Source organism: Streptomyces sp. GbtcB6, from assembly GCF_019091475.1.
Lineage (GTDB): Bacteria > Actinomycetota > Actinomycetes > Streptomycetales > Streptomycetaceae > Streptomyces > Streptomyces hyaluromycini.
Window position 1 is genome coordinate 149,187 of record NZ_JAGXJL010000021.1, and the last position, 25,558, is coordinate 174,744.

A 25,558-nucleotide genomic window follows, 5' to 3' on the forward strand; every position below is an offset into this window, starting at 1 on the left:
GCAGCCGGGCGGCGAGCCGGGCGGCGCGGGCAATTCGACGCTACGGCCTCGTCACCGGCACCCGCCACACCAGCGTCGTACCGCCGGCCTGGAGACCCTGGAAACCCTGGAGATTCTCGGGGCCTTCGGGGCAGGTCCACTCCAGGCTGCCGCCGAGTTCCGCCGCCCGCTCCGCCATGTTGCGCAGCCCGCTGCGGCGGCCGTCGGACGGGATACCGACGCCGTTGTCCCTGACAGTGAGGACCAGTTCCCGGCCGTCGGTCGCCAGGACGATCTCCGTCCGGTCGGCTCGGGCATGCCGGGCAATGTTGGTCAGGGCCTCGGAAAGAACAGCGACCGCGTGATCGGCGATCTCCTTGGGCACATCGGTATCGATCAGCCCCTCCAAGCGCACACTCGGCGCGAACCCGAGCGCCGGGGCCGCCTCACCGGCCACCCGCACGGCACGCGCCCGCAGCCCGGCACCGGCGACACCCTCCCGGGTCCGCAGCCCGAAAATGGTCGACCTGATGATCTTGATGGTCTCATCCAGGTCGTCCACAGCACGCAGCACCCGCTCGGACGCCTCCGAGTGCTCGATGAAACGCCCCGCGCTCTGCAGGGTCATCCCGGTGGCGAACAACCGCTGGATCGCCAGGTCGTGCAGATCCCGGGCGATCCGGTCGCGGTCCTTCAGCACCGCGATCTCCTCGGCATCCCGCCGCCGCTCCGCCAGCTCCATCGCGATGGCGGCCTGAGCCGCGAAAACCTGCAGCGGCTCGGTCTCCTTCGCCGTGAACAGCGGCTGCCCCACCTCACGGGCCAGCAGCACCACACCACGCACACCCGCCTCGCGAGTGCCGATGGGGATCGCCGCCGCCGGGCCGAGCCCCCCGAAGCGCGGCGGCTCGGGCGAGACCCGCTCGTCCTGGGTGACATCCGTGCTGGTCACCGCCGCGCCCTGGGAGAACGCCAGGCCCATCAGGGTTCTGTCCAGGGGGAGCACCAGCCCGCGGTGAGCGTCGGCGTCCATGCCGACGGCGATCTCCACGGTGAGTGAGTCGGTGTCCGCCATCGGGGTCGCGACGGCGGCCAGCGCCGAACCGGTGATCTCCCTGGCCTGCTCCGCGATCAGCCCGAGGGCCTCGGTGCTCGCGCTGCCGGACATCAGGCTGTTCGTGATCTCCGCGCTCGCCCGCAGCCAGCGCTCGCGCAGCCGCGACTCCTCGTACAGGCGGGCGTTGTCGATCGCCACACCGGCCGCCACGGCCAGCGTCGACGTCACCGACACGTCCTCCTCGTCGAACTGGCCACCGCCCCGCTTCTCGGTGAGATAGAGGTTGCCGAAGACCTGCTCACGGACCCGGATCGGGACACCCAGGAAGGTGTTCATCGGCGGGTGGTTCGGCGGAAAGCCGTACGAGGCCGGATGCTCGGAGAGCTTGGTCAGGCGCAACGGCTCGGGGTGGCGGATCAACTCACCGAGGATGCCGTGTCCCTCTGGGAAGGGGCCGATCCGGGCGATCTCCTCCTCGGTGACGCCGACCGTGTGGAAGGCCGACAGCCGCCTGCCGTCGGGTCCGATCACCCCGAGAGCCCCGTACTCGGCATCGACCAGCACCGCCGCCGCCTCCACGATGCTGCGCAGAGCCTGCTCCAGGTCCAGTTCCCGGCCGACCGAGAGCACCGCCTCCAACAGGCTGTGCACACGGTCCCGGGTGCCGCGCGCGGCGTCCAGCCGGGCCTGCAACTCCTCCAGCAGCTCGTCCAGCCTGAGCTGCGGCAACCGCACCCGGGCCGCCTCGTGGCTCTCCACCGCACTCCTCCCGATCCCGTCGAGTCGTATACCGGCAGGTCCGGTCAAAGCCCACCGTAGTGGGCACTGACCGCGCCGGGCACCCGGATCCGGCAAGTCACGGACGCCCCTGCGGAACCCGACGGTGCCCGGCCCGGAACGGGGCATCCGTAACCGGTGCGCCGCCTGTGACAGAAGGGCCGACCGGCCCCGGACAGGTGACCATCGGCACCTGCTGCGGGGCGGGGGCGGGGAGAGACTGGGCCCAGGAGCGGCACCGTTCCCCCGCGGTGTCGCTCCGCCCGGGTCACCGAAACCGACTCACAGAGACCTGCCATGGCCGACGACGACCGCATGTCCGCTACGCCGCCCGCGCGCCGGAGCATCGAGCTCGGCAGTGCCGAGGCGCTGCGGCTGCTGGGCAGCGTGTCGCTGGGGCGCATCGTCTTCACCCGGCAGGCGCTGCCCACGGTCCGCCCGGTGAACCATGTCCTGGTGGACGGCGCCGTCGTCGTCCGCACCCACGAGCGGGCGGCCCTCACCTCGCACACCCGGCAGGCCCACGACACGGGGGTGGTCGTCGCCTACGAGGCGGACGACATCGACCCGGTCACGCACCTCGGCTGGAGCGTGGTGGTCACCGGCTATGCCCACCTGGTCACCGACCCGGCCGAACTCGCCCGCTACGAGGCGCTGTCGCTTCCCTGGGTGGACCGGACCATGGAACACACGGTCCGTATCCGCCCCGATCTGGTGACGGGCATCGCCCTGACCGCGGGCGACCAGGCGGACGCCACCTGATCCGGCGAGGGGTACGGCAGACGGTCAGGAGATGGGATCCAGGCCGTACCGGGAGCGGCCGCCGGTCAGTTCGCGTCCGGTGACCAGCTCCGGCTCGATGCGGACGAAGACCTCCCGCGGGGACGGTACCCAGGACCTGGGGCCGTCACGGACGAGCCGTTCGTGTTCGCCGGGGTCGCCCACCACGGTCGCGCGGCCGGTCACTACGACGCTCCAGCCGGCGTGCGCGACGGCGTCGACCTCGTCGGCCTCGAAGGCGACGACGGAGCCGTCGATGGCCCGCACCAGTTCCGAGGCCTCGGACGTGCGCAGCACCACCGCTCCGTCCGGGTCCAGGCCGAAGTTGACGGGCAGCACGGCGGGCAGCGCCCGGCGCGTGTGCACGATACGGCCGACCGGCACCCCGGCGAGCAGTCTCAGGCACTCCCGCCGGTCGAGTTCACGGAATCCGTCGTTGGCATACATCGGCCGTCTCGTCTCCCAGGTCTCTCACGTCGTACTGCTGGGGGGCGCAGTCGGTCTTCGCCGTCGGGCGGCTCTCCCAGGCGCACTGCCTGGGGGCCGGAGGCCGGCGTCGCCGGTCTCGCCGGTGCGCCCAGCAGATCCAGCTTGTCCCGGCTCGGCGGATTGCGCTTGGGCCGTCCGGCCCCGGTCAGCCGCCGGACGGGCCTCGCACGCCGGAACACGGCAAAGACGGGCCGTTCGGGCCTGCCGCCAGAGAGCCGAGGGGGCCGAACGGCCCTTCCGCGCGACCCGCCGACTGGACTTCGCTCTGTCCATGGCCGACAACCACGCGAGGTCCGTGACGTACCGCACGACCCGTACCGACGGCGGCGCCACCGTCGTCACCCTGCACGGTGAACTCGACCTCCTGGCGGTTCCGGTCCTCTCCGCGGCCCTCGACGACCTGACATCAGGTGCGGAGCCGGATCTGGTGCTCGACCTGGGTCCCGTCTCGTTCATCGACTGCTCAGGCCTCAGTCTCCTGTGCCGGGCCCACAACCGGGTCCGGTACCGCGTCGGCAGACTGCGGCTGGTCACACCGGACGACGGCTTCCCCCGGCTGCTGCGCCGCACGGGGCTGGGCGACACCTTCGAGCTGTATCCCGGCCTCCCCGAGGCCCTCGCCGGCAAGGACGTGCCAGGAGCGGTTGTCTGACCATGCCCCGCCCGGCGCCGGCGGCCGGCGGGGGCCGGGTGTTCAGCCGGTCCAGGTCCAGTCGGCGACCTCGGGCAGGTCGGTGCCGTGCTCGCGGATCCAGGCCTGGTGGCGGGTACGCGCGTCGGCCATCTGCTGACGTACGGCGGCGCCGCGGACGGCGAGGCCCGGGACGCGGTCGATGACATCCATGACCAGGCGGTAGCGGTCCAGGTCGTTGCGGACGACCATGTCGAACGGGGTGGTCGTGGTCCCCGACTCCTTGTAGCCCCGCACGTGCAGGTTCTGGTGGCCGGTGCGGCGGTAGGCAAGGCGGTGGACCAGCCAGGGGTAGCCGTGGTAGGCGAAGATCACCGGCTTGTCGGTGGTGAACAGACCGTCGTACTCGGCGTCGCTCATCCCGTGCGGGTGTTCCTCCTTCGGGAGCAGCCTCGTCATGTCGACGACGTTGACCACCCGCACGGCCAGCTGCGGCAGGTGCCGGCGCAGCAGCTGGGCGGCGGCCAGGATCTCCTGGGTGGGCACGTCACCGGCGCAGGCGAGGACCACGTCGGGTTCGTGGGAGCCGTTCTCGGTGCCGGCCCACTCCCAGATCCCGGCGCCGCGCGCGCAGTGCACGCGGGCCTGGTCCATGGAGAGCCAGTCGAAGCAGGGCTGCTTGCCCGCCACGATCACATTCACGTAGTCACGGCTGCGCAGGACGTGGTCGGCGACGGAGAGGAGCGTGTTGGCGTCCGGCGGCAGGTAGACGCGGACGACCTCGGGGCTCTTGTTGAGGACGTGGTCGACGAAGCCGGGATCCTGGTGCGAGAAGCCGTTGTGGTCCTGCCGCCACACATGCGAGGTCAGCAGGTAGTTGAGGGAGGCGATGGGGGCTCGCCAGGGCAACTTCCGCGAGGTCTTCAGCCACTTGATGTGCTGGTTGACCATCGAGTCGACGATGTGCACGAACGCCTCGTAGCAGGAGAACAGCCCGTGCCGGCCGGTCAGGAGATAGCCCTCCAGCCAGCCCTGGCAGAGGTGTTCGGAGAGGATCTCCATCACCCGGCCGTGGTGTTCGAGGTGCTCGTCGACCGGGAGCCGCTCCGCCTGCCAGGCCTTGCCACTCACCTCGAAGACGGCCTGGAGCCGGTTGGAGGCGGTCTCATCGGGACCGACCAGCCGGAAGTCCCGGCGCAGCCGCGTGTCCTTCATGACCCGGGCCAGGAAGTCGCCCAGGACCCGGGTGGGTTCGTGCAGGGTCGTGCCCGGCTTGTCGACGGGGACGGCGAACTCGTCGAGATCGGCCAGGGGCAGGTCGCGGACGAGCAGGCCACCATTGGCATACGGCGACGAGCCCAGCCTCCGCGCACCGTCAGGGACACAGGCCAGCACGTCGGCGACCGGCCTCCCGTCAGGGCCGAAGAGCTCCTCGGGCCGGTACGACCGCAGCCACCCCTCCAACTGCCTCAAGTGCCCGGGATTCTCCCGGACCCCGGCCAGCGGCACCTGGTGGGCCCGCCAGGTGCCCTCGACGGGTACACCGTCCACCTCGGCCGGACCGGTCCACCCCTTGGGCGTGCGCAGCACGATCACCGGCCAGTGCACCCGCTCGGTGACCCCCTCCTCGCGCGCCGAGCGCTGCATGACGGCGATCCGGTCCAGGGCGTCGTCCATCGCCGCGGCCATGGCCCGGTGCACCTCGCGCGGGTCGTCGCCCGTGACGTGGATCGGGTCGTGGCCGTATCCGCGCAGCAGCGAGTCGAGTTCAGCCTCGGGCAGACGGGAGAGCACGGTCGGGTTGGCGATCTTGTAACCGTTGAGGTGGAGAATCGGCAGGACGGCGCCATCGTGCATCGGGTCCAGGAACTTGTTGGAGTGCCAGGACGCGGCCAGCGGCCCGGTCTCCGCCTCGCCGTCGCCGATCACACAGGCGACCAGCAGGTCCGGGTTGTCGAAGGCCGCGCCGTAGGCGTGCGCGAGGGAGTAGCCCAGCTCACCGCCCTCATGGATCGAGCCCGGGGTCTCGGGGGCCACATGACTCGGCACACCACCGGGGAAGGAGAACTGCTTGAAAAGCCGGCCCATCCCCTCCCCGTCCCGGGAGACATCGGGGTAGGTCTCGCTGTAGCTGCCCTCCAGCCAGGAGTTGGCCAGCACGGACGGACCCCCGTGCCCCGGCCCCCACACGCACAACGCGTCCAGGCCACGCGCCCTGATCACCCGGTTCAGGTGGGTGTACACCAGGTTCAGACCCGGCGAGGTACCCCAGTGGCCCAGCAGCCGGGGCTTGATGTGCTCAGGACGCAGCGGCTCGGTCAGCAGCGGGTTGGACATCAGGTAGATCTGGCCCGCCGCGAGGTAGTTGGCGGCACGCCAGTGCGCGTCCAGGGTGCGCAGTTCCGCATCGGACAGTACGGTGGCGTCCTGGTGTTCGACCTTGGACATCGGATGGCTCCATGGGTAGGTCATCGGGCGGTGGAGGCGGCATGGCCGGCAAGAAGGCGGCGGAGCTGCCGCGCAAGGTGTACGAGGCGGAACTGCTCCGCCTGCAGACCGAGTTGGTGAAGCTGCAGGAGTGGGTGCGGGCCACGGGCGCCCGCCTTGTAGTGATCTTCGAGGGGCGGGACGCGGCCGGCAAAGGCGGCACGATCAAACGGGTGACCGAGCACCTCAATCCGCGTATCGCCCGGATCGCGGCGCTGCCGAAACCCACCGAGCGCGAGCGCGGCCAGTGGTACTTCCAGCGGTACGCGGAGCATCTTCCGGCGGCCGGGGAGATCGTGCTGTTCGACCGGTCCTGGTACAACCGGGCCGGCGTCGAGCGTGTGATGGGCTTCTGTACGAAGGAGGAGTACCAGCTCTTCCTTCGGCACTGCCCGATCTTCGAGCGGATGCTGGTGGAGTCCGGGATCCTGCTGCGCAAGTACTGGTTCTCGGTGAGCGACACCGAGCAGCAGGACCGGTTCCGCAAGCGCCTCGACGATCCGCTGCGGCGCTGGAAGCTCTCGCCCATGGACCTGGAGTCGATCACCCACTGGGAGGCCTACTCCCGGGCCAAGGACGAGATGCTGGTCCACACCGACGTCACCGAGGCGCCCTGGTACATCGTGGAGAGCGACGACAAGCGCCGGGCCCGGCTGAACATGATGGCCCACCTGCTGTCGACCGTGCCGTACCACGACGTACCGCCGCCGGTGCTGGAACTCCCGAAGCGTCCGCCGTCGACCGGCTACGAACGCCCGCCGCGGGACCTGCAGACCTACGTCCCCGACCACGCGGCGAGCCTCTGAGCAGCCGCTCACCGCGGTCACGGCGGCGGTCCGGGGCCGGCCGGCGGACGGCGGGCGGAAGCCGGAGCCCCGGTGCGGGGGCTCGTGCACTGCCATGACGGTCATCCCTTCGGGGCGTCGGGGACGGTGCGTACGATTCCTGACACCCCTCACTGTGGTGGGGCGGGCTCGGTCGCGCCGGATGCCGAAGGTCCGTGCCCGTTGGGCTGAACGGCCCTGTCCGTGAGGCCTGTTGGACGTGCACCCGGCGCGTGCCTCGCGGTCCGGCGGGGACCGATGGATTCTGGGATCACCGGACGAGAGGCGGCGCATGACCCACGGCAGAGGCGGACACCCGGGGTGGCACCGGCTCGTGCCCGGACTCGTCTCGCTGCTCGGCTACCGGCGCGCCTGGCTGAAGGGCGACCTGCTGGCCGGGGTGACGGTCGCCGCGTACCTGGTGCCGCAGGTGATGGCGTACGCCGGGGTGGCCGGGCTGCCCCCGGTCGCCGGCCTGTGGGCGATCCTGCCCGCCCTGGCCCTGTACACGGTGTTCGGCTCCTCACGGCTGCTCTCGGTCGGCCCGGAGTCGACCACCGCGCTGATGACGGCCACCGTGGTCGCCCCGCTCGCCACCGGTGACCCCGGCAGGTACGCCGTGCTGGCGGCTGCCCTCGCCGCCGCGGTCGGCCTGCTCTGCCTGATCGCGCGGGCGGTCCGCCTGGGCTTTCTGGCGGACCTGCTCTCCCGCCCCGTCCTGATCGGCTACCTGGCCGGCGTGGCCCTGATCATGGTGGTGGACCAGCTGCCCAAACTCACCGGAGCACCGGCCACGGGAACCGAGTTCTTTCCCCAACTCTGGTCGTTCTTCACGCACTTGGACGAGGCCCAGCCGACGACCGTGATCTTCGCGGCGGCGACGCTGCTCTTTCTCCTGATCGTCACGCGGTACTTCCGGGCGCTCCCCGGCCCGCTGCTGGCCGTGGTCCTGGGCACGGCGGCCGTGGTGGCGTTCGACCTGGACGGCCGTTACGGCATCCGGGTCATCGGCACGGTCCCCGCGGGTGTGCCCGACGTCGCCGTACCGGACCTGACCGAGCTGCCGCGCCTGGTCCTGCCCGCGCTCGGCGTCCTCCTGGTGGCGTACACGGACTTCATCCTCACCGCCCGCGCGTTCGCCGGCAAAGGCCCCGACGAAGGCCCCGGGCTCGACGCCGACCAGGAGTTCCTGGCCCTCGGCGCGGCCAACCTCGGGGCGAGCGTCCTGCACGGCTTCCCGGTGAGCAGCAGCGCCAGCCGCACCGCCCTGGCCACCTCGGCCGGGGCGCGCAGCCAGGCGTACTCGCTGGTCGCCGGCGCCCTGGTCCTCGCGGTCCTGCTCTTCCTCAGCCCGCTCCTCACCCGGACGCCCGCCGCGGTGCTGGGCGCCCTGGTCGTCTACGCGGCGACCCGCATGACCGACCTCGCCGGTTTCCGCCGTCTGGCCGCCTTCCGCCGCCGCGAACTGCTCCTCGCCCTCGGCTGCCTGGCCGGGGTCCTCGCCCTAGACATCCTGTACGGCGTGCTGGTCGCCGTCGGACTGTCGGTGGCCGAACTGCTGACCCGGGTGGCCCGCCCGCACGACGCGGTCGAGGGCCTGGTGCCGGGCATGGCCGGCATGCACGACATCGACGACTACCCGACCGCCCGCACGATTCCCGGCCTCCTGGTCTACCGCTACGACTCGCCCCTGTTCTTCGCCAACGCCGAGAACTTCCACCGCCGGGCCCTGGCCTCCGTCGACGAACAGACCGAGCCCGTCCGCTGGTTCGTGCTCAACACCGAGGCCAACGTGGAGGTCGACATCACCGCCCTCGACGCGGTCGACGCCCTTCGCCGCGAACTCACCGCCCGCGGCGTCGTGTTCGCCCTCGCCCGCGTGAAGCAGGACCTCCTGGACGACCTGGAGGCGTACGGCCTCGCGGACGCGGTCGGCCACGACCGCATCTTCCCGACCCTGCCGACGGCGGTGACGGCGTACCGCGAGTGGCTGGCGGCACAGCCGGGTCGGTAGGCCGAGGGCGGCGGTGGGAACACCCGTGCGGGAAGCCAGGCACGCACCGGCCCGAAGGTCCCGGCTCAGGGACGTACCGAAGGTCCCGGGCCGACGGGCCGTTCGGCCTATGCCCGGCCCGGCCCCGGCGCCGCACGCTGGCGGTGCCGGCTCGTAGAGACACGTCCCGTCACACGTCCCGCCACACGTCCCGTCCGGGAGGCCGCCATGAACGTCCCGTCGACCCTCGGTATGCTGCGCGCACTGCCGGCCGATCAGCAGCGGCAGCTGATGCGCCATGCCCGGGAGGTCTCCTTCCCGCCGGGAACCCGGCTCTTCGAGGAAGGCGGTCACGCCGACCGGTTCTGGATCATCCGCACCGGCCGCATCGATCTCGACATGCGCGTCCCGGGCCGCCGGGCCGCCGTCATCGAGAGCCTCGGACACAATGAACTGGTCGGCTGGTCCTGGCTGTTCGCACCCCCCGTGTGGCACCTGGGCGCCGAGGCCACCACGCCCGTACGCGCCTACGAGTTCGACGCCGCGACCGTCCTGACCCTGTGCCGGGAGGATCCGGAGCTGGGCAACGCGGTCAGCCAGTGGGTGGGCCAGGTGGTCGCGCACCGCCTGCGCGCGGCCCGTAAACGCCTGCTGGACCTGTACGCCCCGTACGGCGCCGGCGCGAGCGTCTGACGCTGTCCGGGGGGGTGGTGAACGAGGGATTCGAGCTGGCGTCCGACCGCGCCGGGGAGGCAAGTGGGGCCGGTCGGCCCTAGTGCAACCGGGCCCGGCGGACAATCATCCTCATGGGGCAGCCCGCAGTCTGCCCTCCTTCCGGGAACAGCCGGAGACCGGGGGCCGGCCGGCGAAGTAGGTCACCAGGGCCGCCACCCGCGCCGCCGGGCCAGTCGCCGGGGCCCGCCGGGGGGCTTCGTGGCGCACGGGGCTCACTCCCCCGCGGGCGGGGCGATCCCGCCCCGTACGCCGCGGGCTTCGAAGGCGTGGAACGGGGCGCGGCCCGTTCTGGCGCCGGTCCGCCTCGGAGATGCCGCGGTCGTGCCGCCCGCTGAAATGAGAGCGATGCTGCTCCGGTCGGCTGCTCCGAGCGGCGGCGCACCCACCTGAGGCTCCAGGATGATGCGTGCGGGTGGTTTTCGTGCGCCGACTCGACGCAATGGGCGATTGCGCGCGTCGAGCCAACTTCGCAGGAGAAGCCCCTGCCTCCGGTCGGCCGCCCAAGCACACCGGCCTTCTCAGGCCGTCCTCGCCCTCCACCTGACCTGTCGGACTCACTGCCGACAGCTGACCGAAGAGGCTCGACGAGGGCTCCGGCGGCCCGGCCCGCCGCACAATGGTGGCGACCGAGTCCGAGACGTCCGAGTCCGAGTCCGAGTGAAGGTGTCCAGGGAGGGCGTGCCATGACGGAGAACACGGGCGGGGCCGACGCCGAGCGGCTGCGGCTGGCGGAGGCCGACGCCGGCCGGGTGCCGTGGCGGCGGTGGGGGCCGTATCTCAGTGAGCGCCAGTGGGGCACGGTCCGCGAGGACTACAGCCCCACCGGCGACGCCTGGTCGTACTTCACGCACGACCAGGCCCGCTCCCGTGCCTACCGCTGGGGCGAGGACGGCATCGCGGGCCTCAGCGACGACAAGCAGCGGCTGTGCTTCGCGCTCGCGCTGTGGAACGGCCGCGACCCGATCCTCAAGGAGCGGATGTTCGGCCTCACCAACGCCGAGGGCAACCACGGGGAGGACGTCAAGGAGTACTACTTCTACCTCGACTCGACGCCCACCCATTCGTACATGAAGTTCCTCTACAAGTACCCGCAGGCGGAGTTCCCCTACGACGAGCTCGTGGCCGTCAACCGTGACCGCGGGCGCGACGACTTCGAGTACGAGCTGCTGGACACCGGTGTCTTCGACGAGGACCGCTACTTCGACGTGTTCGTGGAGTACGCGAAAGCCGGTCCCGAGGACCTGCTCGTCGAGATCACCGCGCACAACCGCGGCCCCGACGAGGCCACACTGCATCTGCTGCCGACGCTGTGGTTCCGGCACACCTGGTCGTGGGCGGGCGGGACCGCGGTGCCCGGCCTGCGGCACACGGACGGCGCGATCATCGCCGACCACGAGGAACTCGGCGCCCACCGGCTGTACTTCGCGGGTGAGGCGGAGACCCTCTTCACCGAGAACGACACCGACAACGAGCGGATCTTCGGCAGCCCCAACGCCACCCCCTATGTCAAGGACGGCATCGGCCGGTACGTCGTCCACGGCGAGACCGGCGCCGTCAACCCCGGGCACACCGGCACCAAGGCGTCCGTCCACCATGTGCTCAACGTGCCCGCCGGCGACAGCGCCACCGTCCGGCTGCGCCTGACGCGCGATGAACTCACCGATCCCTGGGGCGAGTTCGGGCAGGTGCTGGAGGCGCGCCGGGCCGAGGCCGACTCCTTCTTCGAGGGTGTCGTCCCGGACGGCCTCGGCGCGGACGAGCGGCGGCTGGTACGGCAGGCACTGGCCGGGATGCTGTGGAGCAAGCAGTACTACTACCTCGACGTGGAGCGGTGGCTCGCCGAGCACGGCGTCGATCCGCTCGCCGCCGACCCGCGCGTCCGCAACAGCGCCTGGTACCACATGGTCAACGACGAGATCATGTCGATGCCGGACACCTGGGAGTACCCGTGGTTCGCGGCCTGGGACCTCGCCTTCCACACCATCGCGCTGTCCATGGTCGACATCGGCTTCGCCAAGTCGCAGCTGGAGCTGCTGCTGCGCCGCCTGTATCTGCATCCCAACGGCCAGATCCCGGCGTACGAATGGAACTTCGGCGACGTCAACCCGCCCGTGCACGCCTGGGCCGTCCTCTTCGTCTACGAACTGGAGAAGCACCGCACCGGCCGCGGTGACCGCGCCTTCCTGGAGAACGCCTTCCAGAAGCTGATGAAGAACCTCTCCTGGTGGCTGAACCGGAAGGACGTCGACGGCAACAACGTCTTCCAGGGCGGGTTCCTCGGCCTGGACAACATCGGGGTCTTCGACCGCAGCGCGCCGCTGCCCACCGGCGGCCACCTCGACCAGGCCGACGGCACCGCCTGGATGGCCCTGTACTGCCAGAACCTGCTGGAGATCGCGGTCGAGCTGGCGGCCGACAACCCGGTGTACATCGAGCAGGCCCAGACGCTGTTCGAGCACTTCGCGTGGATCGCCGTCGCCATGAACCGCATCGGCAAGGACAACGCGAGCCTGTGGGACGAGGAGGACGGCTTCTTCTACGACGTGCTGCGGCTGCCCGACGGCAGCGCGACCCCGCTGCGGGTGCGCTCCCTGGTCGGTCTGATCCCGCTCGTCGCGAGCAGCGTGGTCGGCGCCTGGACCGACCGCCGGTTCCCCGAACTCGTCCAGGGAGCACAGGAGTTCGTGCGACGGCACCCGGCCGTCGAGGGCCTGGTCGCCTCCCGTCATATCCTCGGGTCCGGCGCGGAGGGACGGCACCTGTTCGCGCTGTTCGACGAGGACCGGCTGCGCCGGATCCTGGCCCGCATGCTCGACGAGGAGGAGTTCCTCGGCCCGCACGGCATCCGCTCCCTGTCCCGCCACCATGCGGCGCACCCCTACACGTTCGAGGTGCACGGGGAGACGTACGGCGTCGGCTACCTGCCCGCCGAGTCCGACTCTGGCATGTTCGGCGGGAACTCCAACTGGCGCGGCCCGGTGTGGTTCCCGGTCAACATCCTGCTCGTCCGCGCCCTGCTGAACCTGCACGCCTACCACGGTGACGGCTTCACCGTGGAGTGCCCGACCGGCTCCGGACGGCAGCTGAACCTGTACGAGGTCGCTCGCGAGATCTCCGGCCGGCTCACCTCGACCTTCCTGAGCGACGACGACGGCCACCGCCCGGTGCACGGCTCCCAGCCCAAGTTCGCCAAGGACCCGCACTGGAAGGACCTGATCCTGTTCTACGAGTACTTCCACGGCGACAACGGCGCCGGTCTCGGCGCCTCCCACCAGACCGGCTGGACCGGGCTCGCCGCGGTCACCGCCACCCTGTTCCATGTCGTCGGCGCGGGAGACTGGGGCGCCCTGCGCGAGGAGCCGCTGTCATGACGGTGATCTACGAGATCAACACCCTCGTCTGGCTCGGCGAGTTGAGCGGGCGGTACGGGCGCCCCGTCACCCTCGGGGACGTTCCCGGCGAGGTCTGGGACGAGATCGCACGGCCGGGCGTCGACACCGTCTGGCTCATGGGCGTCTGGGAGCGCAGCCCGGCCGGGCTGCGGATCGCCCTGCACAACGAGGAGTTGCTCGCCTCCTTCCGCGAGGCGCTGCCCGACCTGACCGAGGCCGACATCGCCGGATCCCCGTACTGCGTAAGGAACTACGTGGTCGACGACGCCCTCGGCGGTCCGGAGGGACTGGCCGCGGCCCGGGCCGGACTCGCCGCGCGCGGAGTGCGGCTGATCCTGGACTACGTCCCCAATCACGTGGCCCCCGACCACCCCTGGCTCGTCGAGCGGCCGGACTGTCTGGTCCAGGGCACACCGGACGACCTGGCCCGCGCGCCGGAGGCGTTCCTGGAGGCCGGCGGGACGGTGTTCGCCCGGGGCCGTGACCCCTACTTCCCGCCCTGGCCGGACGTGGTCCAGCTGAACGCCTTCAGCGAGCGGCTCCGGGCGGCGACGGTCGACACGCTGGTGTCGATCGGCGACCAGGCCGACGGCGTGCGCTGCGACATGGCGATGCTGCCGATGAACGACGTGTTCGCCAAGACCTGGGGCGACCGGGCGGGGCAGGTCCCCGCCGAGGACTTCTGGCCGTACGTCATCCCCCGGGTGCGGGAGAGCCACCCCGGTCTCCTCTTTGTCGCGGAGGCGTACTGGGATCTCGAATGGGCCCTCCAGCAGCAGGGTTTCGACCACTGCTACGACAAGCGGCTCTACGACCGTCTGGTCCACGAGGACGCCGGCTCCGTCCGCGCCCATGTGCAGGCCGGTCTCGACTACCAGCGCGGACTCGTCCGGTTCCTGGAGAACCACGACGAGCCCCGGGCCGCCGCCACCCTGCCGGGCGGCAAGGAGCGGGCGGCGGCCGTGGCCGTGGCCACCCTGCCCGGCGCGACCCTCTGGCACGAGGGCCAGTTCGAGGGCCGCCGGGTACGCCCGCCCGTGTTCCTCTCGCGCCGGCCCGAGGAACCGGCCGACGCGTCCCTGCGCGACTTCCACCACCGTCTCGTGGCCGCCGTGGCCCCCGTACGCGACGGTGACTGGGAGCTGCTCGCCTGCACCGGCTGGCCGGACAACGACACCCACCGCAACCTGCTCGCCTGGTCCTGGAGCACCGCCCGGGAACGCACCCTGGTCGTGATCAACTACTCCGGGCAGCCCGCCCAGGGGCGCGTTCCCCTGCCCTGGGACGAGCTGCGCGGGCGCTCCTGGCGACTGACCGGGCTGCTCGACGAAAGCGGCTACGACCGGGAGGGCGACGAACTGGTCGACCCGGGCCTGTTCGTGGCGCTGGACCCCTGGGGCCGGCACCTGCTCTCGCTCCCCCGGTAGCCGACGGACGGCCCTCGGGGCGGAGCTTCAACTTCGCCCACTCTCGCATCAGTTTCCGTCCCTCGAACGAACGAATGGTGCAGCTCTTCGACCATCATGCGTCAGACCCGGAGACGCCGTCCCGGCGCCGCTCCCGTCGGCCTACGGTCCGTGCATCGGACGGGGTCGTCGAGAGCCGGTCCCGTCGCAACCGACACCCGAAGGGGAGGCGCCGTCATGGCGAGCGTGGAAGTGTCGATGAAGGAAATGATGACCGCGGTCGAGGGGGCTCTGGGAGTCGCGGTCGTCGACTACACCAGCGGCATGGCGCTGGGAACGATGGGCGGGGGCAAGGACCTCGATCTGACGATCGCCGCGGCCGGGAACACGGACGTCATCCGGGCCAAGGTGCGCACGATGGAACAGCTGGGCCTCAAGAGCCGGATCGAGGACATCCTCATCACCCTCGAACGGCAGTACCACCTCATCCGTCTGATCACCGGCCGCAGCGGGAACGGGCTGTTCCTCTACCTGGTTCTGGACAAGGAGCGCTCGAACCTCGCCATGGCCCGTCACCAGCTCAAGCGGGTCGAGGAGCAGCTCGAGGTCTAGAGGCGATCCGGAGTCCGGGGTTTCGTGCGCCCACGATGTGAAAACTTCTTCAAGTTACCACATCAGCATGATTCCAATTCATGCCTGCACAGGGCCCCGGGCCGCAAGGATCGGCTGTGACAGGCCGATGCGGCGGTGTCGCAAGGCACCGCCGCACCCCGACACCCCTCCCGACCCGACCGGCAGAGAGCGAGCGGTCATGCAAGTCCCCCTCTACCAGGCCAAGGCGGACTTCTTCCGCATGCTCGGGCACCCCGTACGGATCAGGGTCCTGGAACTGCTCCAGCACGGGCCGGTCCCGGTACGAGACCTGCTCGCCGACATCGAGATCGAGCCGTCCAGCCTTTCGCAGCAGTTGGCCGTCCTGCGCCGGTCCGGCATCGTGGTGTCCATCCGGGAGGGTTCCACCGTCAGCTACGCACTGGCCGGCGGCGATGTCGCCGACCTCCTGCGCGCGGCCCGCCGTATCCTCACCGAGCTGCTCAACGGGCAGAACGTGCTCCTCGCCGAACTGCGGCAGGCCGACGCGACCGCCTCGCCCCTGTCCGCCGACACCCCGGTGAGTTCAAGGCTGGTCAAGTGACTCGCGCAGGTCGAGTCCCATGGGGTTGTCCAGGGGGATGTCGCCCTCGCGCACCACGGCGTGTGTCAGAGGGCGCAGGAGCCGGGTGAGTTCGCCGGTCTCGCTGGTGGTCAGCGCGTCGTAGGCGATGGCCGCCAGTTGGTCGGTTCGCTCCTCGATCTGCTCCTTGAGCTGGTGTCCACGCCGGGACAGCTGGTTGTCCTCCAGGAGCCCTCGCTGTCTGAGGGCGTCCTGTCTCGATGTCCATTCCGCTTCCTCGAAGTCGCGTGCCGGTCCGTAGACCTCGCGCGGGATCCCGCTCGCGGTCGCGTGGAGGACGTGTGACTCGCGGCCGGAGATCCCGGCGGCGGCCAGAGCCGCGACGTGACCGTCGCCGCGGTGTTCACGAAGAAGCGTCGCGGCCTGCCACAGTTGGGCAAGGGGCTCCGGAGGCACTGGCAGGGAGCGGTTGGCGGCGAAGAGGGCGCGGCCCTCGAAGGGAGCCGATCGAGCGGCACGCAGGGCGAGCTCTGCCGCCCTGGCCACAGCCGCGCCGTCGGCTGCGGGGCCGAGTGCCCGGCCGAGCGCACGCACTGATCCTCGTACGCGCGCTTCGAGAGCCTCGTTCGGCGGAGCGAAGCTCCAGGCCGCCGGCAGGGCGCGGCTCACCCGCTCGTAGGCGAAGTTGTAGAACAGCGCATGCACCACGTCGGCTCCGGCGCTGCCCAGGGGAGCGGCCCGTCCGGCGAAGTAACCCATCCAGAAGCCGCGGTAACCCGCGGCCCTGAACTCTTCCAACGGCTCCGGGGCGAAGTAGACGACGGCGTGGATCGGCTCGAGCAGCCGCCACAGGTCCCGGGCGACGCCACCCCGAGCCGGCATCGATGCTGGTACTGACATGGCACCCTTTTACGCCTCGGTCGGGGGCTGTGTCCCGCGCATCAGGGGCGCTTCTCATCCTGAGGACAGTGGGTGTTCCCCGCTCGCCGCAGACCGACGGCCGTGAGCGCCAGGGCCAGGGGTCCCGGGGCGAGGAAGGCCAGCGGTACCAGCATCCAGGCGCACAGGGCCGCCGTCGCCACCGCCAGGAGGACCAGGGCGCTGCCGCCCGGATCCCGTACGGCGTCCCGGGCGGCCGCGCGCACGGCGGCCGGCCAGTCGGTGACCGACTCGGGGCGGGCGCAGGCCCTGAGGCCCACGACCAGGGCGCCCGCGCCGATCGCCGCGGCCGGCACCGCGAACGCCACCGCTCCCGGCAGTCCCGCCCGGGCCAGCGCCAGGTCCGCGGCGCACAGCAGAGCGCCCATCAGAGCGACGAGGCCGGCCAGCAGGTCGCCTGGCCGCATCCGGCGGCGCAGGACGGTGAAGTACCGTCCGGCGGTGGCCGGTTGATCGTCGACCGCCCCGCGCAGCACTTCGCACGCGCTCGACAGGGCGGCCGGGGCCGTCACCAGCGGCAGGCAGACCACGGCGGTGGCGAGGCCGACGCTCAGCATGTCGGCGAACAGGGTCAGGCGCGGCCCGAAGACCTCGCCGGGCTCACGTGTCTGCGGCCCGCTCATCCCTTCACCCCCGAACTGGCCATGCCCTCCACCAGGAGCCGCTGGAAGGCGAGGAAGAACAGCACGATCGGCAGCAGGGCGATGACCGACATCGCGAACATCGGGCCGAACGCCGACTGGCTGGAGGAGTCCACGAAGGAGCTCAGGGCGAGGGTGAGCGTGAACTTGTCCGGGTCGAAGAGGTAGATGAGCTGGGTGAAGAAGTCGTTCCAGGTCCAGATGAAGGTGAAGATCGCCGTGGTGATCAGCGCGGGCCGGGTGAGCGGCAGGATCACGCTGAAGAAGCTGCGGAAGGGGCCGCAGCCGTCGATGCGGGCCGCCTCCTCCAGTTCGCGGGGCAGGCCGCGCATGAACTGCACGATGAGGAAGACGAAGAACGCCTCGGTGGCGAGGAACTTCGGCAGGATCAGCGGCCAGTAGGTGTTCACCAGGCCGAGCCGGTTGAAGAGGATGTACTGCGGGATCAGCACCACGTGGTGCGGCAGCATGATCGTGGCGATCATGAAGGCGAACAGCGGGCCGCGGAACCGGAAGCGCAGCCGGGCGAAGGCGTAGGCGGTGAGCGAGCAGCTGATGACGTTGCCGACGACCGCGCCGCCCGCGATCAGCAGCGAGTTGCCGAGCAGCCGCCAGATGGAGACGTCGTTCACGCCGCCGAAGGCGGTCTTGTAGTTGGACCATTCGAGGTGGCTGGGCAGGAGGTTGATGCTCGCTATCACCTCGTTCGCCGGTTTGAGCGAGGTCGCGAGCAGCCAGGCCAGCGGGTAGAGCATCACCAGCAGGGCGGCCGCACAGCCGACGTGCAGGGCGATACGGCCCCAGGGAACCGGCTTGCGGGGTGCGCCGGTTGGCGCGGTGGTCGATACGGCGGTCATCGGTCCCCCTCTGAGGCGTAGAAGACCCACGAGCGTGAGGTCCGGAACAGCACCGCCGTGACGGCGGCGACGACCAGCAGCAGCACCCAGGCCATGGCGGAGGCGTAGCCCATGTGGGAGGCGACGAAGCCACGGTCGTAGAGGTAGAGGGTGTAGACGAGGGTCGAGTCCGCGGGGCCGCCCTTGCCGGCGCTGACCGCGAAGGCGGGGGTGAACACCTGGAAGGCCTGGATGGTCTGCAGGACCAGGTTGAAGAACAGCACCGGGGACAGCATCGGCACCGTGACGGACACGAACTGCCGCCATTTGCCTGCCCCGTCGCAGGCCGCCGCCTCGTACAGCTCGGCGGGGATCTGCTGGAGGCCCGCGAGGAAGATGACCATCGGGGCGCCGAACTGCCACACCGTCAGCAGGGCGACGGCCAGCAGCGCCCAGCCCGGTCGGTTCACCCAGCCGCCGGTGCCCAGCAGGTGGGACACCGTGCCGCCGTCATTGAAGATGGCTCGCCAGACGAGGGCGACGGACATCGAGGCGCCGAGCAGCGAGGGCGCGTAGAACGCCGACCGGTAGAAGCCCTTGCCGCGTTTGATGGGCTTCAGGGCGAGGGCGACGCCGAGCGCGAGCGCCAGTTGCGCGGGGACGGCTATCACCACGTAGGTGAGGGTCGTCAGGACCGAACGCCAGTAGCGGGGGTCCTCGGTGAACATCTGCGTGTAGTTGCGCAGGCCCACCCAGTGCGGCGGATTGAAGAGGTTGTAGTCGGTGAAGGACAGGTACAGGGAGATGGCCATCGGCAACAGCGTCAGGACGCTCGCGCCGAGCAGCCACGGGGAGAGGAACACCCAGGCGGCGCCCTGGCGTTCGCGCTTGGGACGGCGCTTCGAGGCCGTGGTGATGGCGGGCTTCGCCGGTGTCGGGATCGCGGTGGTGGTCATGACCTCAGCTCCGCCTTCGCCTCGGTGATGTAGTCCTTGGCCGCCTTCCCGGGTGACATCCGGTCGAAGGAGACCTGGTCGTAGTCGCGTTGGAAGGTGGTCTGGAGGGAGTTGTCGCCGGGCGGCGGGGCCTGCGGCGGGTCGTCGAGGGTGCCTTCGACGGATGCCTGGTAGTCGGCGATGGTCTTGTCGAAGTCCTTCAGCAGCGGGGTGGTCTCCTCGCGGATGGTCTCGTTGACGGGGATGCCACGGGTAGCGCCGAGGATCTTGGCCGCGTCCTCGTCGTTGACCAGGAAGTCGACGAGCTCGGCCGCCTCCTTGGCGTGGGCCGTGTGGGCGCCGATGCCGAGGAACATCGACGGCTTGTAGTACTGGCCGGGTGTGCCGTCCGCGCCGGACGGCATCGGGGCGAGGGCGATGCCGGTCGGGACGAGCGCGAGGTAACCGCTGGTCGGCGCGTCCCAGTTGGTGTCGGCGACCGCCTTGCCGCGGCCGAGCGGGGTGTTCTCGACCGAGCCGTCGAGCTGGGTGTTCTGCTCGGCCGGGGAGACGGCTCCCTCCCGTTGCAGCCCCTTGGTGAAGGTCCACCACCGGGCCAGATCATCGGCGGTGAAGCCGAGTTGACGGTCCTCCGTGTACAGGGCCTTGCCCTGCCCGCGCAGCCACACCTCGAAGGCGTCCTCGCTCCAGCCGGGGTCGGTACCGCCGGGCCTGCCGGTCGCCTTCGCCAGGGCGCGCATGTCGTCCGCCCAGTCGTCCCAGGTCCAGCCCCGTTTCGGGAGCGGGACCCCGGAGTCCTTCCACGCCTTGACGTCGTACACGACCGTCTCGGTGCCGCGGCCCTGCGGGATGGCGTACTGGGTGCTGTCCACGCGGCCGGTGGCGAGCAGGCCGGGATCGATCTCGGAGGTGTGCAGGACGGCCTTCTGGCGAGCGAGATCCAGCAGGACGCCGCCGGAGGCGTACTGGTCGATCTGCCGGTAGTCGAGCTGCATCACGTCGGGTGCGTCGCCGCCCGTGGCCTGGACGGCGAGCTTCTGCTTGTAGGCGTTGTAGTCGGAGAACGACGTCCGCACCTGGACGTCCGGGTGCTGTTTCTCGAACAGGGCGACGGCCTGGTCGGTGCGTGCCGCGCGGTCGGGGTTGCCCCACCACGTGTAGCGCAGCACCACCTTGCCGCCGCCGGCCGATTCCCCGGATCCTCCGCAGCCGGCCAGCACCGCGCAGAGCGCCAGTGCCAGGGCCGAAGCGCAGAACCCCGTTGTCCTGTGTTCGGGCATGCCGAGGTCACCTCATCCTTTCCTCGGACTTCCTTGCGACCCCCCTCGGCCCCCCTGGAAACCTCTGCTACTCGCCGCCGTACGGGAGCGTCGTCCCCGGCAGGTTGTACTCGTCGCGGCGGCCGCACATCCCGAACCCTCCGAGCCGCGTGGGCGCGGTCTCGTACGCGGTCGCCTCGCCGAGGTACGACGGCCCGCCGGCCAGCAGCGCGTCCAGCTGGGCGCCGGTGCGCTCGGCGGCGGCCAGCGCACCGGCCCGCCACAGTTCGCGCCAGCGCGGCACCTTCTCGCGCACCAGTTGGGCGGCGGCCCGCTGGAACTCGGTGTACGGGCCGTTGTCCCCGGCGACCAGCGCCTCGCGCAGCCCGAGGTAGCCCTCGACGGCGAGGTCCCGGCGCCTGCGAGCGGCCTGCTCCACCTCGGCTCCCGTGCCGGGTGGCAACGTTGCCACGGCCGCGTACCGTTCCGGGTCGGCGAGCACCTCGGGCGGGAAGGTGAAGACGGCGTCCCCGGCCTCGGGCAGTCCGCTGTTCTGCATCAGCACGGTGATGCGCAGATCACCGCCCTGCACCATGCGGTGCACGGTGCCCGGGGTGAACCAGGCGACGGATCCGGGCTCCAGCGGGATGTCCCGGTAGCCGTCCGGGCTGAGGGTCTGCACGGCACCCCGGCCGCCGGTGACGACGTACGCCTCCGTGCACACCAGATGCAGATGCGGGCTGCCGCCGCAGACGCCGTCGGCGGCCTCCCAGTCGTAGGCGCTGAGGTGGGACAGGCCGATGGCGCCGGGGAGGGGGTGCGGGAGGGCGGGCTTGGGTGTGTTCACCACGGCAGGCCCTCCAGGTGGGCGGCGACGCGGTCGGCGTCCCAGGCGCCGTCGGCGAAGACGATGCGGTAGCGGTAGGCGAAGGACTCGCCGGGCGGCAGTTCGAACTCCTCGAAGAACGCCCAGGAGAAGGCGGCCGTGGGGATCGGTTCGGCGCGCACGAACCAGTGCGACTCGTGGATCGGCGTCTGTCCGTCGAGGTTCTCGGGGGCGTGGGCGAAGACGATCGTGGAGTGCCCGTCCACCTCGTCGTGCTCGGTGGTGTACGCCAGCCAGGGGCCCTGGGTGCCCATCAGCTTCTCGGCGCCGGTGACGGAGTCCGGGCCGAACGCGGTGCCGCCGGTGAAGTCCCGGGGCCCGCGCCACTGCAGTCCGGTGTAGCCGGCCATCTCGCGGCCTTCGGTGGTGGGGGAACCGAAGGTCAGCGGCTCGTCGCGGACGTTGGTGAGATGGATCGACCAGTCGAGCGCCCAGGCGCCGGCCCCCTCGTCGACGGAGTGGACGGTGAGCCCGCGCACCTCCCGCGCCCACTCGGCGCCGCCGTTCTCCACCCAGGTCAGCGCCTCGGTGAAGGCGAACCGGTCGTCCGCCACGGCGAACTCGGTGAAGCCGTCGTGCCGCATCGAACCGACGCGCTCCGGCAGCACCTGGTAACCCTGGCCGTGGACGTAGGTGTTGCCGCCCCAGAAGTTCTGCCCGGACAGATGGCTGGCCGTCATCTGGAGGCCCTTGTGCCAGCGGTGGTCGCTCGGCCGGTAGCCGGTGACGGTGCGGCCCGCGAGGGTGCGCACCGGGTGGGCGTACGGCTTGCGCGCCTCGTACGCCTCGGGGTCGGGGCGGTAGACGTAGCGGAGGATCTCGGTGCCGTCCGGTGCCGCGACGGCGATGTGCTCGCCGTGGACGTGGCTGACGCGGATGCTCATGCGCGCTCCTCGGTGGGGGCCCAGTGGGGGTGGTCGCCGTGCATGGCTGCGTAGTAGGGGTCGCCGGGGCCGATCTCGCCCGCGTGCACGGGGCGGCCCGTGAACGCCGACTTGTAGAGCGCGGCCGCGAATTCGAGGGTGGCTCGGGCGTCCGGTCCGCTGCCCGGCGGCCGTACGCCTTCGTCGTAGGCGTCGAGGAGGGCGCCGAGCTGGGCGGTGTGCGAGCTGGGCACGTCCGTCCCGGGGGTGCGCCAGGCGGCGGCGCGGTCGGCGGGGACGTGCGGGGCCGGGGTGTAGACCCAGTCCTCGTTGCGGTGCCCGTAGAGGTGGGTGAGCTCGACGGTGGCGTCCGCGCAGTCGACGCGGATGCGGCTCACCTCCTGCGGGGACAGCACGCTGTTGACGACGGTGGCGAGCGCGCCGTTCGCGAAGCGCACGAGGGCGGTGGAGACGTCCTCGCTCTCCGTGTCGTGGACCAGGCGGGCCGCCATGGCCCGGATCTCCGTCCACGGGCCGAGCAGGTGCAGCAGGAGGTCGTACTGGTGGATGCCGTGGCCCATGGTCGGGCCGCCGCCCTCGCTCGCCCAGGTGCCGCGCCACGGTACGGCGTAGTAGGCGGCGTCCCGGTGCCAGGTGGTCTGGCAGTGCGCGACCAGCGGGGCGCCCAGTGCGCCGCCGGTGATCAGCTCGCGGGCGTGCACGGCGCCGGAGCCGTAGCGGTGCTGGAAGACGACGGAGGCGTAGCCGCCGGAGGCCTCCTCGGCGGCGGCGATCTCGTCGTACTCGGCGAGGGACAGGCACAGCGACTTCTCGCACAGCACCCAGGCACCGGCTTTGAGCGCGGCGACCGTCTGCTCGCGGTGCAGTGAGGGGGGTGTGCCGATGAGGACGAGGTCGGGGTGTACGGCGTCCAGCATGGCGTCGACGGAGGTGTACCCGGCGACCTGGCCGCCGGCGAGCTCACGGAAGGCGTCGAGGCGGGCCTGGTCGACGTCGACCGCGGCGACCAGTTCGGCGCGGTCGGCGTGGGCGGTGAGGGCGAGCAGATGGCTGCCGCTGACGATCGCGCCGGTGCCGATCACGGCGACGCGGCGGCGGTTCTGGTGGGGGGACATGCGGTCCTCCTAGGAGTGCCGGGACCAAGACGCTGAGAAAGCGCTTGCTCTCGGAGGGACCCTAGATCCGCAGGAATGTCAGGACAACCCCCCGCGCAGCGATGGCGGAAAGAAGCTCTTGGAGAGGTCTTGTGCCTCTTTGTCCGCACGCGGGTATGGGTGAGCGCCGGCCGTCCTGACGGCGGACGGCCGACGGTCTGTGGACCGGGACGCTCGGATGCTCAGACCGAGCGTCCCGGCCGTGGCGAGGGCGGTCGGTCAGTCGCCCACCTGCACCACCACAGTCGCCCCGGCCCGTACGGTCGGCGTGGCGTAGGTGTACGTCACGCCGTTCACCGTCTTGGTGCGTGCCCGCTGCGGGACGCCGTTGACCCTGATCTTCTTGTGGACGCCGGGGAAGCGGGCCTCCCAGCGGTAGGCGCCGCTGTGCGCGTTGTTGGTCAGCGCGGTCTTCGTCGTGCCGTCGTGCCGGACGGTGATCGTGTCCTTGCCGATGGGGACGTCCGCCGCCTGGAGCCAGTCCATGCCGGAGGGCAGCCGGGACTGGGTGGTCACCGTGCGGTCCGCGGCGTCCGGCGCGATACCCATCAGGCCCTGGACGGTCTGGCTGACCAGGGTGAACGACACCTCGGGGTAGTCGCCATCGGGGCCCTGGCTGGAGTTGATGTGCTGGATGTCCCGCTCGCCGTAGATCTTCTTCATCCACGCCCAGGCCGTGTCGTTGCGGTTGTTGTTGAAGAACATGTCGGGCAGGTACGTCGTGGACTCGATGTTGGGCGAGCCCTGCGGTCCCAGTTCCTGCGCCTCGATGTAGTCGAGGTAGGCGTCGTTGCGCGGGCCGGGGTCGATGATCTGCTTCATCGGCATGAAGACGCTGTTCTCCTTGCCCCAGCCGGTGACCGGGGTGCCGGAGACGGTGTAGGCGCGGACCATGTCGGCGCCGCTTCCGGTGCCGCTCCAGGTGTCGTTGAAGTACTTCTTCAGGTCGGCGGCCCGCCGGTCGTAGGTCTTGGCCAGCTTGGTGTCGCCCTTGCCGCGGGCGAGCACGGCCATCGCCAGGTACGCCTGGTACTCGGTGGCGATGGTGTCCCCGGCCTCGGCGAGGTCGTCGCCGTCCTGCTCGTTGTAGCTGGCGGCGCCGGCGAAGATGCCCTGGCCCGTACCCTCGGCGACCTTGACCTTGCCGTTGTCCTTGGCGGAGTTGTGCAGGTCGATGAACTGGTCGGTGGCGTGCCGGTAGAAGTCCCAGAGCACCGGGTCGTCGACGTACCTGCGGTCGCCGGTCCAGAGGTAGGCCTGGGCGGCCTTCTCGACGAGTTCGAAGACGGCCGGCACCTCGCGCACGAAGTTGTCCGGGCTCTTGTAGTCGATGCTCAGGTACGTCTTGGCGTCGAAGTTGAGGGACCACACGGGGAAGTACTTGTGCTCGGCGGTGGCCGACGCCGCGTAGGAGCGGAGCATCGTCACGTTCTCGGTGTCGAGGCCGAGGAGGTGGGCGCCGGCGAGCTGGTGGGTCATGTCGCGGGAGTAGTAGGCGCTGCGGTTGGCGTATCCGGCCCAGTAGGTGGGCTCGTACGTCGCGGTGCCGGTGCCGCCGGTCTGGTACTCGTCGACGTTGACCGGGCCGGTGGTGCCGGGCAGCTGCACCCAGCTGTTGGCCTTCTTCTTGGCCCAGGCGAACATCTCGGCGACCTCGGGGTCCGAAGAGGTGACCTCGGGGTCGGCGGGCGCGGCCGGGGAGATCATCAGGTCGTCGGCGTTCACCCACGCGGTGCCGGAGCCGAAGGCGATCTCCAGCCGGTCGCCGGTCTTCAGCCGGACGTTGCTGATGGTGTACCTGGCATAGCCGGCGTGCTGCGGCAGATCGATCGTGCCGACGGTCTCGCCGTTGCGCCGGATCGTGTACGTGCCGCCGGTCCCGGCGCTGCCGATCCACGCGGAGAAGTCGTAACTGCCGTTGCGGGGCGCGATGATGGTCTGTTCTGCGCTCTTGCCCGCGCCGGCGTCGAGGTAGAGGAAGCGGGTTCCGCCGTGCCGGTTGCCGGTGCCGACGCCGGTGCCGGGACCGAAGGTCCAGCCCACCCCGCCGTTCTCGAAGCCCGGGTCGCTGATGGCGAGTTGGGGGGCGGTGGCGCCGGTTCCGGGCGCCGCCGTGGCCGACAGCGCGGGGGCCGTCGACATGAGGAGGGCAACAGCGGTGAGCAGCACGAGTCTTGAGGGCTTCATCGGAACTCCCGGTCTTCGGTGACGTCGGGCGGGGCGGCCGAGTGGCCGCAAGCTAGCAGGGGCCGATGAGGCGATTCAATGGTCATGCGGAA

At 70.8% G+C, this 25,558-nt stretch carries 21 protein-coding genes; 9 read left to right on the forward strand and 12 right to left on the reverse strand.

The window, feature by feature from the left end:
* Positions 1-40: 40 nt before the first annotated feature.
* The gene (locus KVT45_RS31480; RefSeq protein WP_308310918.1) at positions 41-1,795 is read right to left on the reverse strand and encodes a GAF domain-containing protein; all 1,755 of its coding nucleotides are present in this window, start codon (positions 1,793-1,795) and stop codon (positions 41-43) included.
* 315 nt (positions 1,796-2,110) lie between these two features.
* On the opposite strand from KVT45_RS31480, the gene KVT45_RS31485 reads away from it, so the two are divergent.
* The gene (locus KVT45_RS31485) at positions 2,111-2,575 is read left to right on the forward strand and encodes a pyridoxamine 5'-phosphate oxidase family protein (protein ID WP_217552527.1); all 465 of its coding nucleotides are present in this window, start codon (positions 2,111-2,113) and stop codon (positions 2,573-2,575) included.
* Positions 2,576-2,599: 24 nt separating this feature from the next.
* On the opposite strand, the gene KVT45_RS31490 is transcribed toward KVT45_RS31485, so the two are convergent.
* Positions 2,600-3,040, reverse strand: a complete 441-nt coding sequence (locus KVT45_RS31490; protein WP_217552528.1) for a pyridoxamine 5'-phosphate oxidase family protein — start codon at positions 3,038-3,040, stop codon at positions 2,600-2,602.
* A 313-nt stretch (positions 3,041-3,353) separates the two neighbouring features.
* Between KVT45_RS31490 and KVT45_RS31495 the strand changes: the two genes are divergently transcribed.
* Positions 3,354-3,734, forward strand: coding sequence for an STAS domain-containing protein (locus KVT45_RS31495; RefSeq protein WP_217552529.1), 381 nt, complete (start codon positions 3,354-3,356; stop codon positions 3,732-3,734).
* Positions 3,735-3,776: 42 nt separating this feature from the next.
* Here KVT45_RS31495 and KVT45_RS31500 read toward each other — a convergent pair whose 3' ends face one another.
* Positions 3,777-6,161 (reverse strand): phosphoketolase, encoded by a 2,385-nt coding sequence (locus tag KVT45_RS31500; protein WP_217552530.1) that lies wholly within the window; start codon positions 6,159-6,161, stop codon positions 3,777-3,779.
* Between the two features lie 41 nt (positions 6,162-6,202).
* Between KVT45_RS31500 and ppk2 the strand changes: the two genes are divergently transcribed.
* The 7 genes from ppk2 (at position 6,203) to KVT45_RS31535 (ending at position 15,745) form a co-directional block, all read left to right on the forward strand.
* Positions 6,203-7,006, forward strand: a complete 804-nt coding sequence (gene ppk2 / locus KVT45_RS31505) for a polyphosphate kinase 2 (RefSeq protein WP_217552531.1) — start codon at positions 6,203-6,205, stop codon at positions 7,004-7,006.
* A 310-nt stretch (positions 7,007-7,316) separates the two neighbouring features.
* Complete coding sequence (locus tag KVT45_RS31510; RefSeq protein WP_217552532.1) at positions 7,317-9,038, forward strand: SulP family inorganic anion transporter; 1,722 nt, start codon at positions 7,317-7,319, stop codon at positions 9,036-9,038.
* 207 nt (positions 9,039-9,245) lie between these two features.
* On the forward strand, positions 9,246-9,710 hold the full coding sequence (locus KVT45_RS31515) for a cyclic nucleotide-binding domain-containing protein (RefSeq protein WP_217552533.1): 465 nt from the start codon (positions 9,246-9,248) through the stop codon (positions 9,708-9,710).
* Between the two features lie 725 nt (positions 9,711-10,435).
* Complete coding sequence (locus KVT45_RS31520) at positions 10,436-13,123, forward strand: glucosidase (protein WP_217552534.1); 2,688 nt, start codon at positions 10,436-10,438, stop codon at positions 13,121-13,123.
* Positions 13,120-14,571 carry an alpha-amylase gene (locus KVT45_RS31525; RefSeq protein ID WP_217552535.1) on the forward strand — a complete coding sequence of 484 codons (1,452 nt, stop codon included), beginning with the start codon at positions 13,120-13,122 and terminating at the stop codon, positions 14,569-14,571. Before KVT45_RS31520 ends, KVT45_RS31525 begins: the two co-directional genes overlap by 4 nt.
* Positions 14,572-14,787: 216 nt before the next feature.
* Entirely contained in the window at positions 14,788-15,162 is a 375-nt protein-coding gene (locus KVT45_RS31530) for a hypothetical protein (RefSeq protein ID WP_089103828.1), read from the forward strand.
* Positions 15,163-15,361: 199 nt separating this feature from the next.
* The gene (locus KVT45_RS31535) at positions 15,362-15,745 is read left to right on the forward strand and encodes a helix-turn-helix transcriptional regulator (RefSeq protein WP_217552536.1); all 384 of its coding nucleotides are present in this window, start codon (positions 15,362-15,364) and stop codon (positions 15,743-15,745) included.
* On the opposite strand, the gene KVT45_RS31540 is transcribed toward KVT45_RS31535, so the two are convergent.
* The 9 genes from KVT45_RS31540 to KVT45_RS31580 all read right to left on the reverse strand — a co-directional run bounded on the left by KVT45_RS31540 (position 15,728) and on the right by KVT45_RS31580 (position 25,466).
* Positions 15,728-16,624 carry a MarR family transcriptional regulator gene (locus KVT45_RS31540; RefSeq protein ID WP_217552537.1) on the reverse strand — a complete coding sequence of 299 codons (897 nt, stop codon included), beginning with the start codon at positions 16,622-16,624 and terminating at the stop codon, positions 15,728-15,730. The genes KVT45_RS31535 and KVT45_RS31540 overlap by 18 nt on opposite strands.
* Positions 16,625-16,665: 41 nt before the next feature.
* Positions 16,666-17,286, reverse strand: a complete 621-nt coding sequence (locus KVT45_RS31545) for a hypothetical protein (RefSeq protein ID WP_217552538.1) — start codon at positions 17,284-17,286, stop codon at positions 16,666-16,668.
* A complete protein-coding gene (locus KVT45_RS31550; protein WP_217552539.1) occupies positions 17,283-18,161 on the reverse strand; it encodes a carbohydrate ABC transporter permease in 879 nt (292 codons plus the stop codon). The genes KVT45_RS31545 and KVT45_RS31550 overlap by 4 nt, the downstream gene beginning before the upstream one ends.
* Entirely contained in the window at positions 18,158-19,096 is a 939-nt protein-coding gene (locus KVT45_RS31555) for a carbohydrate ABC transporter permease (RefSeq protein ID WP_217552540.1), read from the reverse strand. The genes KVT45_RS31550 and KVT45_RS31555 overlap by 4 nt, the downstream gene beginning before the upstream one ends.
* Positions 19,093-20,376: an ABC transporter substrate-binding protein gene (locus KVT45_RS31560; protein ID WP_217552541.1), complete on the reverse strand. Its 1,284-nt coding sequence runs from the start codon at positions 20,374-20,376 to the stop codon at positions 19,093-19,095. Before KVT45_RS31560 ends, KVT45_RS31555 begins: the two co-directional genes overlap by 4 nt.
* Positions 20,377-20,443: 67 nt before the next feature.
* Positions 20,444-21,205 (reverse strand): cupin, encoded by a 762-nt coding sequence (locus KVT45_RS31565; RefSeq protein ID WP_217552542.1) that lies wholly within the window; start codon positions 21,203-21,205, stop codon positions 20,444-20,446.
* Complete coding sequence (locus KVT45_RS31570) at positions 21,199-22,125, reverse strand: PmoA family protein (protein ID WP_217552543.1); 927 nt, start codon at positions 22,123-22,125, stop codon at positions 21,199-21,201. Before KVT45_RS31570 ends, KVT45_RS31565 begins: the two co-directional genes overlap by 7 nt.
* A complete protein-coding gene (locus KVT45_RS31575) occupies positions 22,122-23,240 on the reverse strand; it encodes a Gfo/Idh/MocA family protein (protein ID WP_217552544.1) in 1,119 nt (372 codons plus the stop codon). The genes KVT45_RS31570 and KVT45_RS31575 overlap by 4 nt, the downstream gene beginning before the upstream one ends.
* Before the next feature lie 258 nt (positions 23,241-23,498).
* A complete protein-coding gene (locus KVT45_RS31580; protein WP_254647609.1) occupies positions 23,499-25,466 on the reverse strand; it encodes a hypothetical protein in 1,968 nt (655 codons plus the stop codon).
* Between the last annotated feature and the right edge of the window lie 92 nt (positions 25,467-25,558).

Coding starts and splice junctions, on each gene's coding strand:
- KVT45_RS31515 (WP_217552533.1), top strand. CDS start 9,246: ATGAACGTCCCGTCGACCCTCGGTATGCTGCGCGCACTGCCGGCCGAT.
- KVT45_RS31535 (WP_217552536.1), top strand. CDS start 15,362: ATGCAAGTCCCCCTCTACCAGGCCAAGGCGGACTTCTTCCGCATGCTC.
- KVT45_RS31555 (WP_217552540.1), bottom strand. CDS start 19,096: ATGACCACCACCGCGATCCCGACACCGGCGAAGCCCGCCATCACCACG.
- KVT45_RS31525 (WP_217552535.1), top strand. CDS start 13,120: ATGACGGTGATCTACGAGATCAACACCCTCGTCTGGCTCGGCGAGTTG.
- KVT45_RS31510 (WP_217552532.1), top strand. CDS start 7,317: ATGACCCACGGCAGAGGCGGACACCCGGGGTGGCACCGGCTCGTGCCC.
- KVT45_RS31530 (WP_089103828.1), top strand. CDS start 14,788: ATGGCGAGCGTGGAAGTGTCGATGAAGGAAATGATGACCGCGGTCGAG.
- KVT45_RS31575 (WP_217552544.1), bottom strand. CDS start 23,240: ATGTCCCCCCACCAGAACCGCCGCCGCGTCGCCGTGATCGGCACCGGC.
- KVT45_RS31540 (WP_217552537.1), bottom strand. CDS start 16,624: ATGTCAGTACCAGCATCGATGCCGGCTCGGGGTGGCGTCGCCCGGGAC.
- KVT45_RS31580 (WP_254647609.1), bottom strand. CDS start 25,466: ATGAAGCCCTCAAGACTCGTGCTGCTCACCGCTGTTGCCCTCCTCATG.
- KVT45_RS31560 (WP_217552541.1), bottom strand. CDS start 20,376: ATGCCCGAACACAGGACAACGGGGTTCTGCGCTTCGGCCCTGGCACTG.
- KVT45_RS31545 (WP_217552538.1), bottom strand. CDS start 17,286: ATGAGCGGGCCGCAGACACGTGAGCCCGGCGAGGTCTTCGGGCCGCGC.
- KVT45_RS31495 (WP_217552529.1), top strand. CDS start 3,354: ATGGCCGACAACCACGCGAGGTCCGTGACGTACCGCACGACCCGTACC.
- ppk2 (WP_217552531.1), top strand. CDS start 6,203: ATGGCCGGCAAGAAGGCGGCGGAGCTGCCGCGCAAGGTGTACGAGGCG.
- KVT45_RS31550 (WP_217552539.1), bottom strand. CDS start 18,161: ATGACCGCCGTATCGACCACCGCGCCAACCGGCGCACCCCGCAAGCCG.
- KVT45_RS31485 (WP_217552527.1), top strand. CDS start 2,111: ATGGCCGACGACGACCGCATGTCCGCTACGCCGCCCGCGCGCCGGAGC.
- KVT45_RS31520 (WP_217552534.1), top strand. CDS start 10,436: ATGACGGAGAACACGGGCGGGGCCGACGCCGAGCGGCTGCGGCTGGCG.
- KVT45_RS31490 (WP_217552528.1), bottom strand. CDS start 3,040: ATGTATGCCAACGACGGATTCCGTGAACTCGACCGGCGGGAGTGCCTG.
- KVT45_RS31570 (WP_217552543.1), bottom strand. CDS start 22,125: ATGAGCATCCGCGTCAGCCACGTCCACGGCGAGCACATCGCCGTCGCG.
- KVT45_RS31500 (WP_217552530.1), bottom strand. CDS start 6,161: ATGTCCAAGGTCGAACACCAGGACGCCACCGTACTGTCCGATGCGGAA.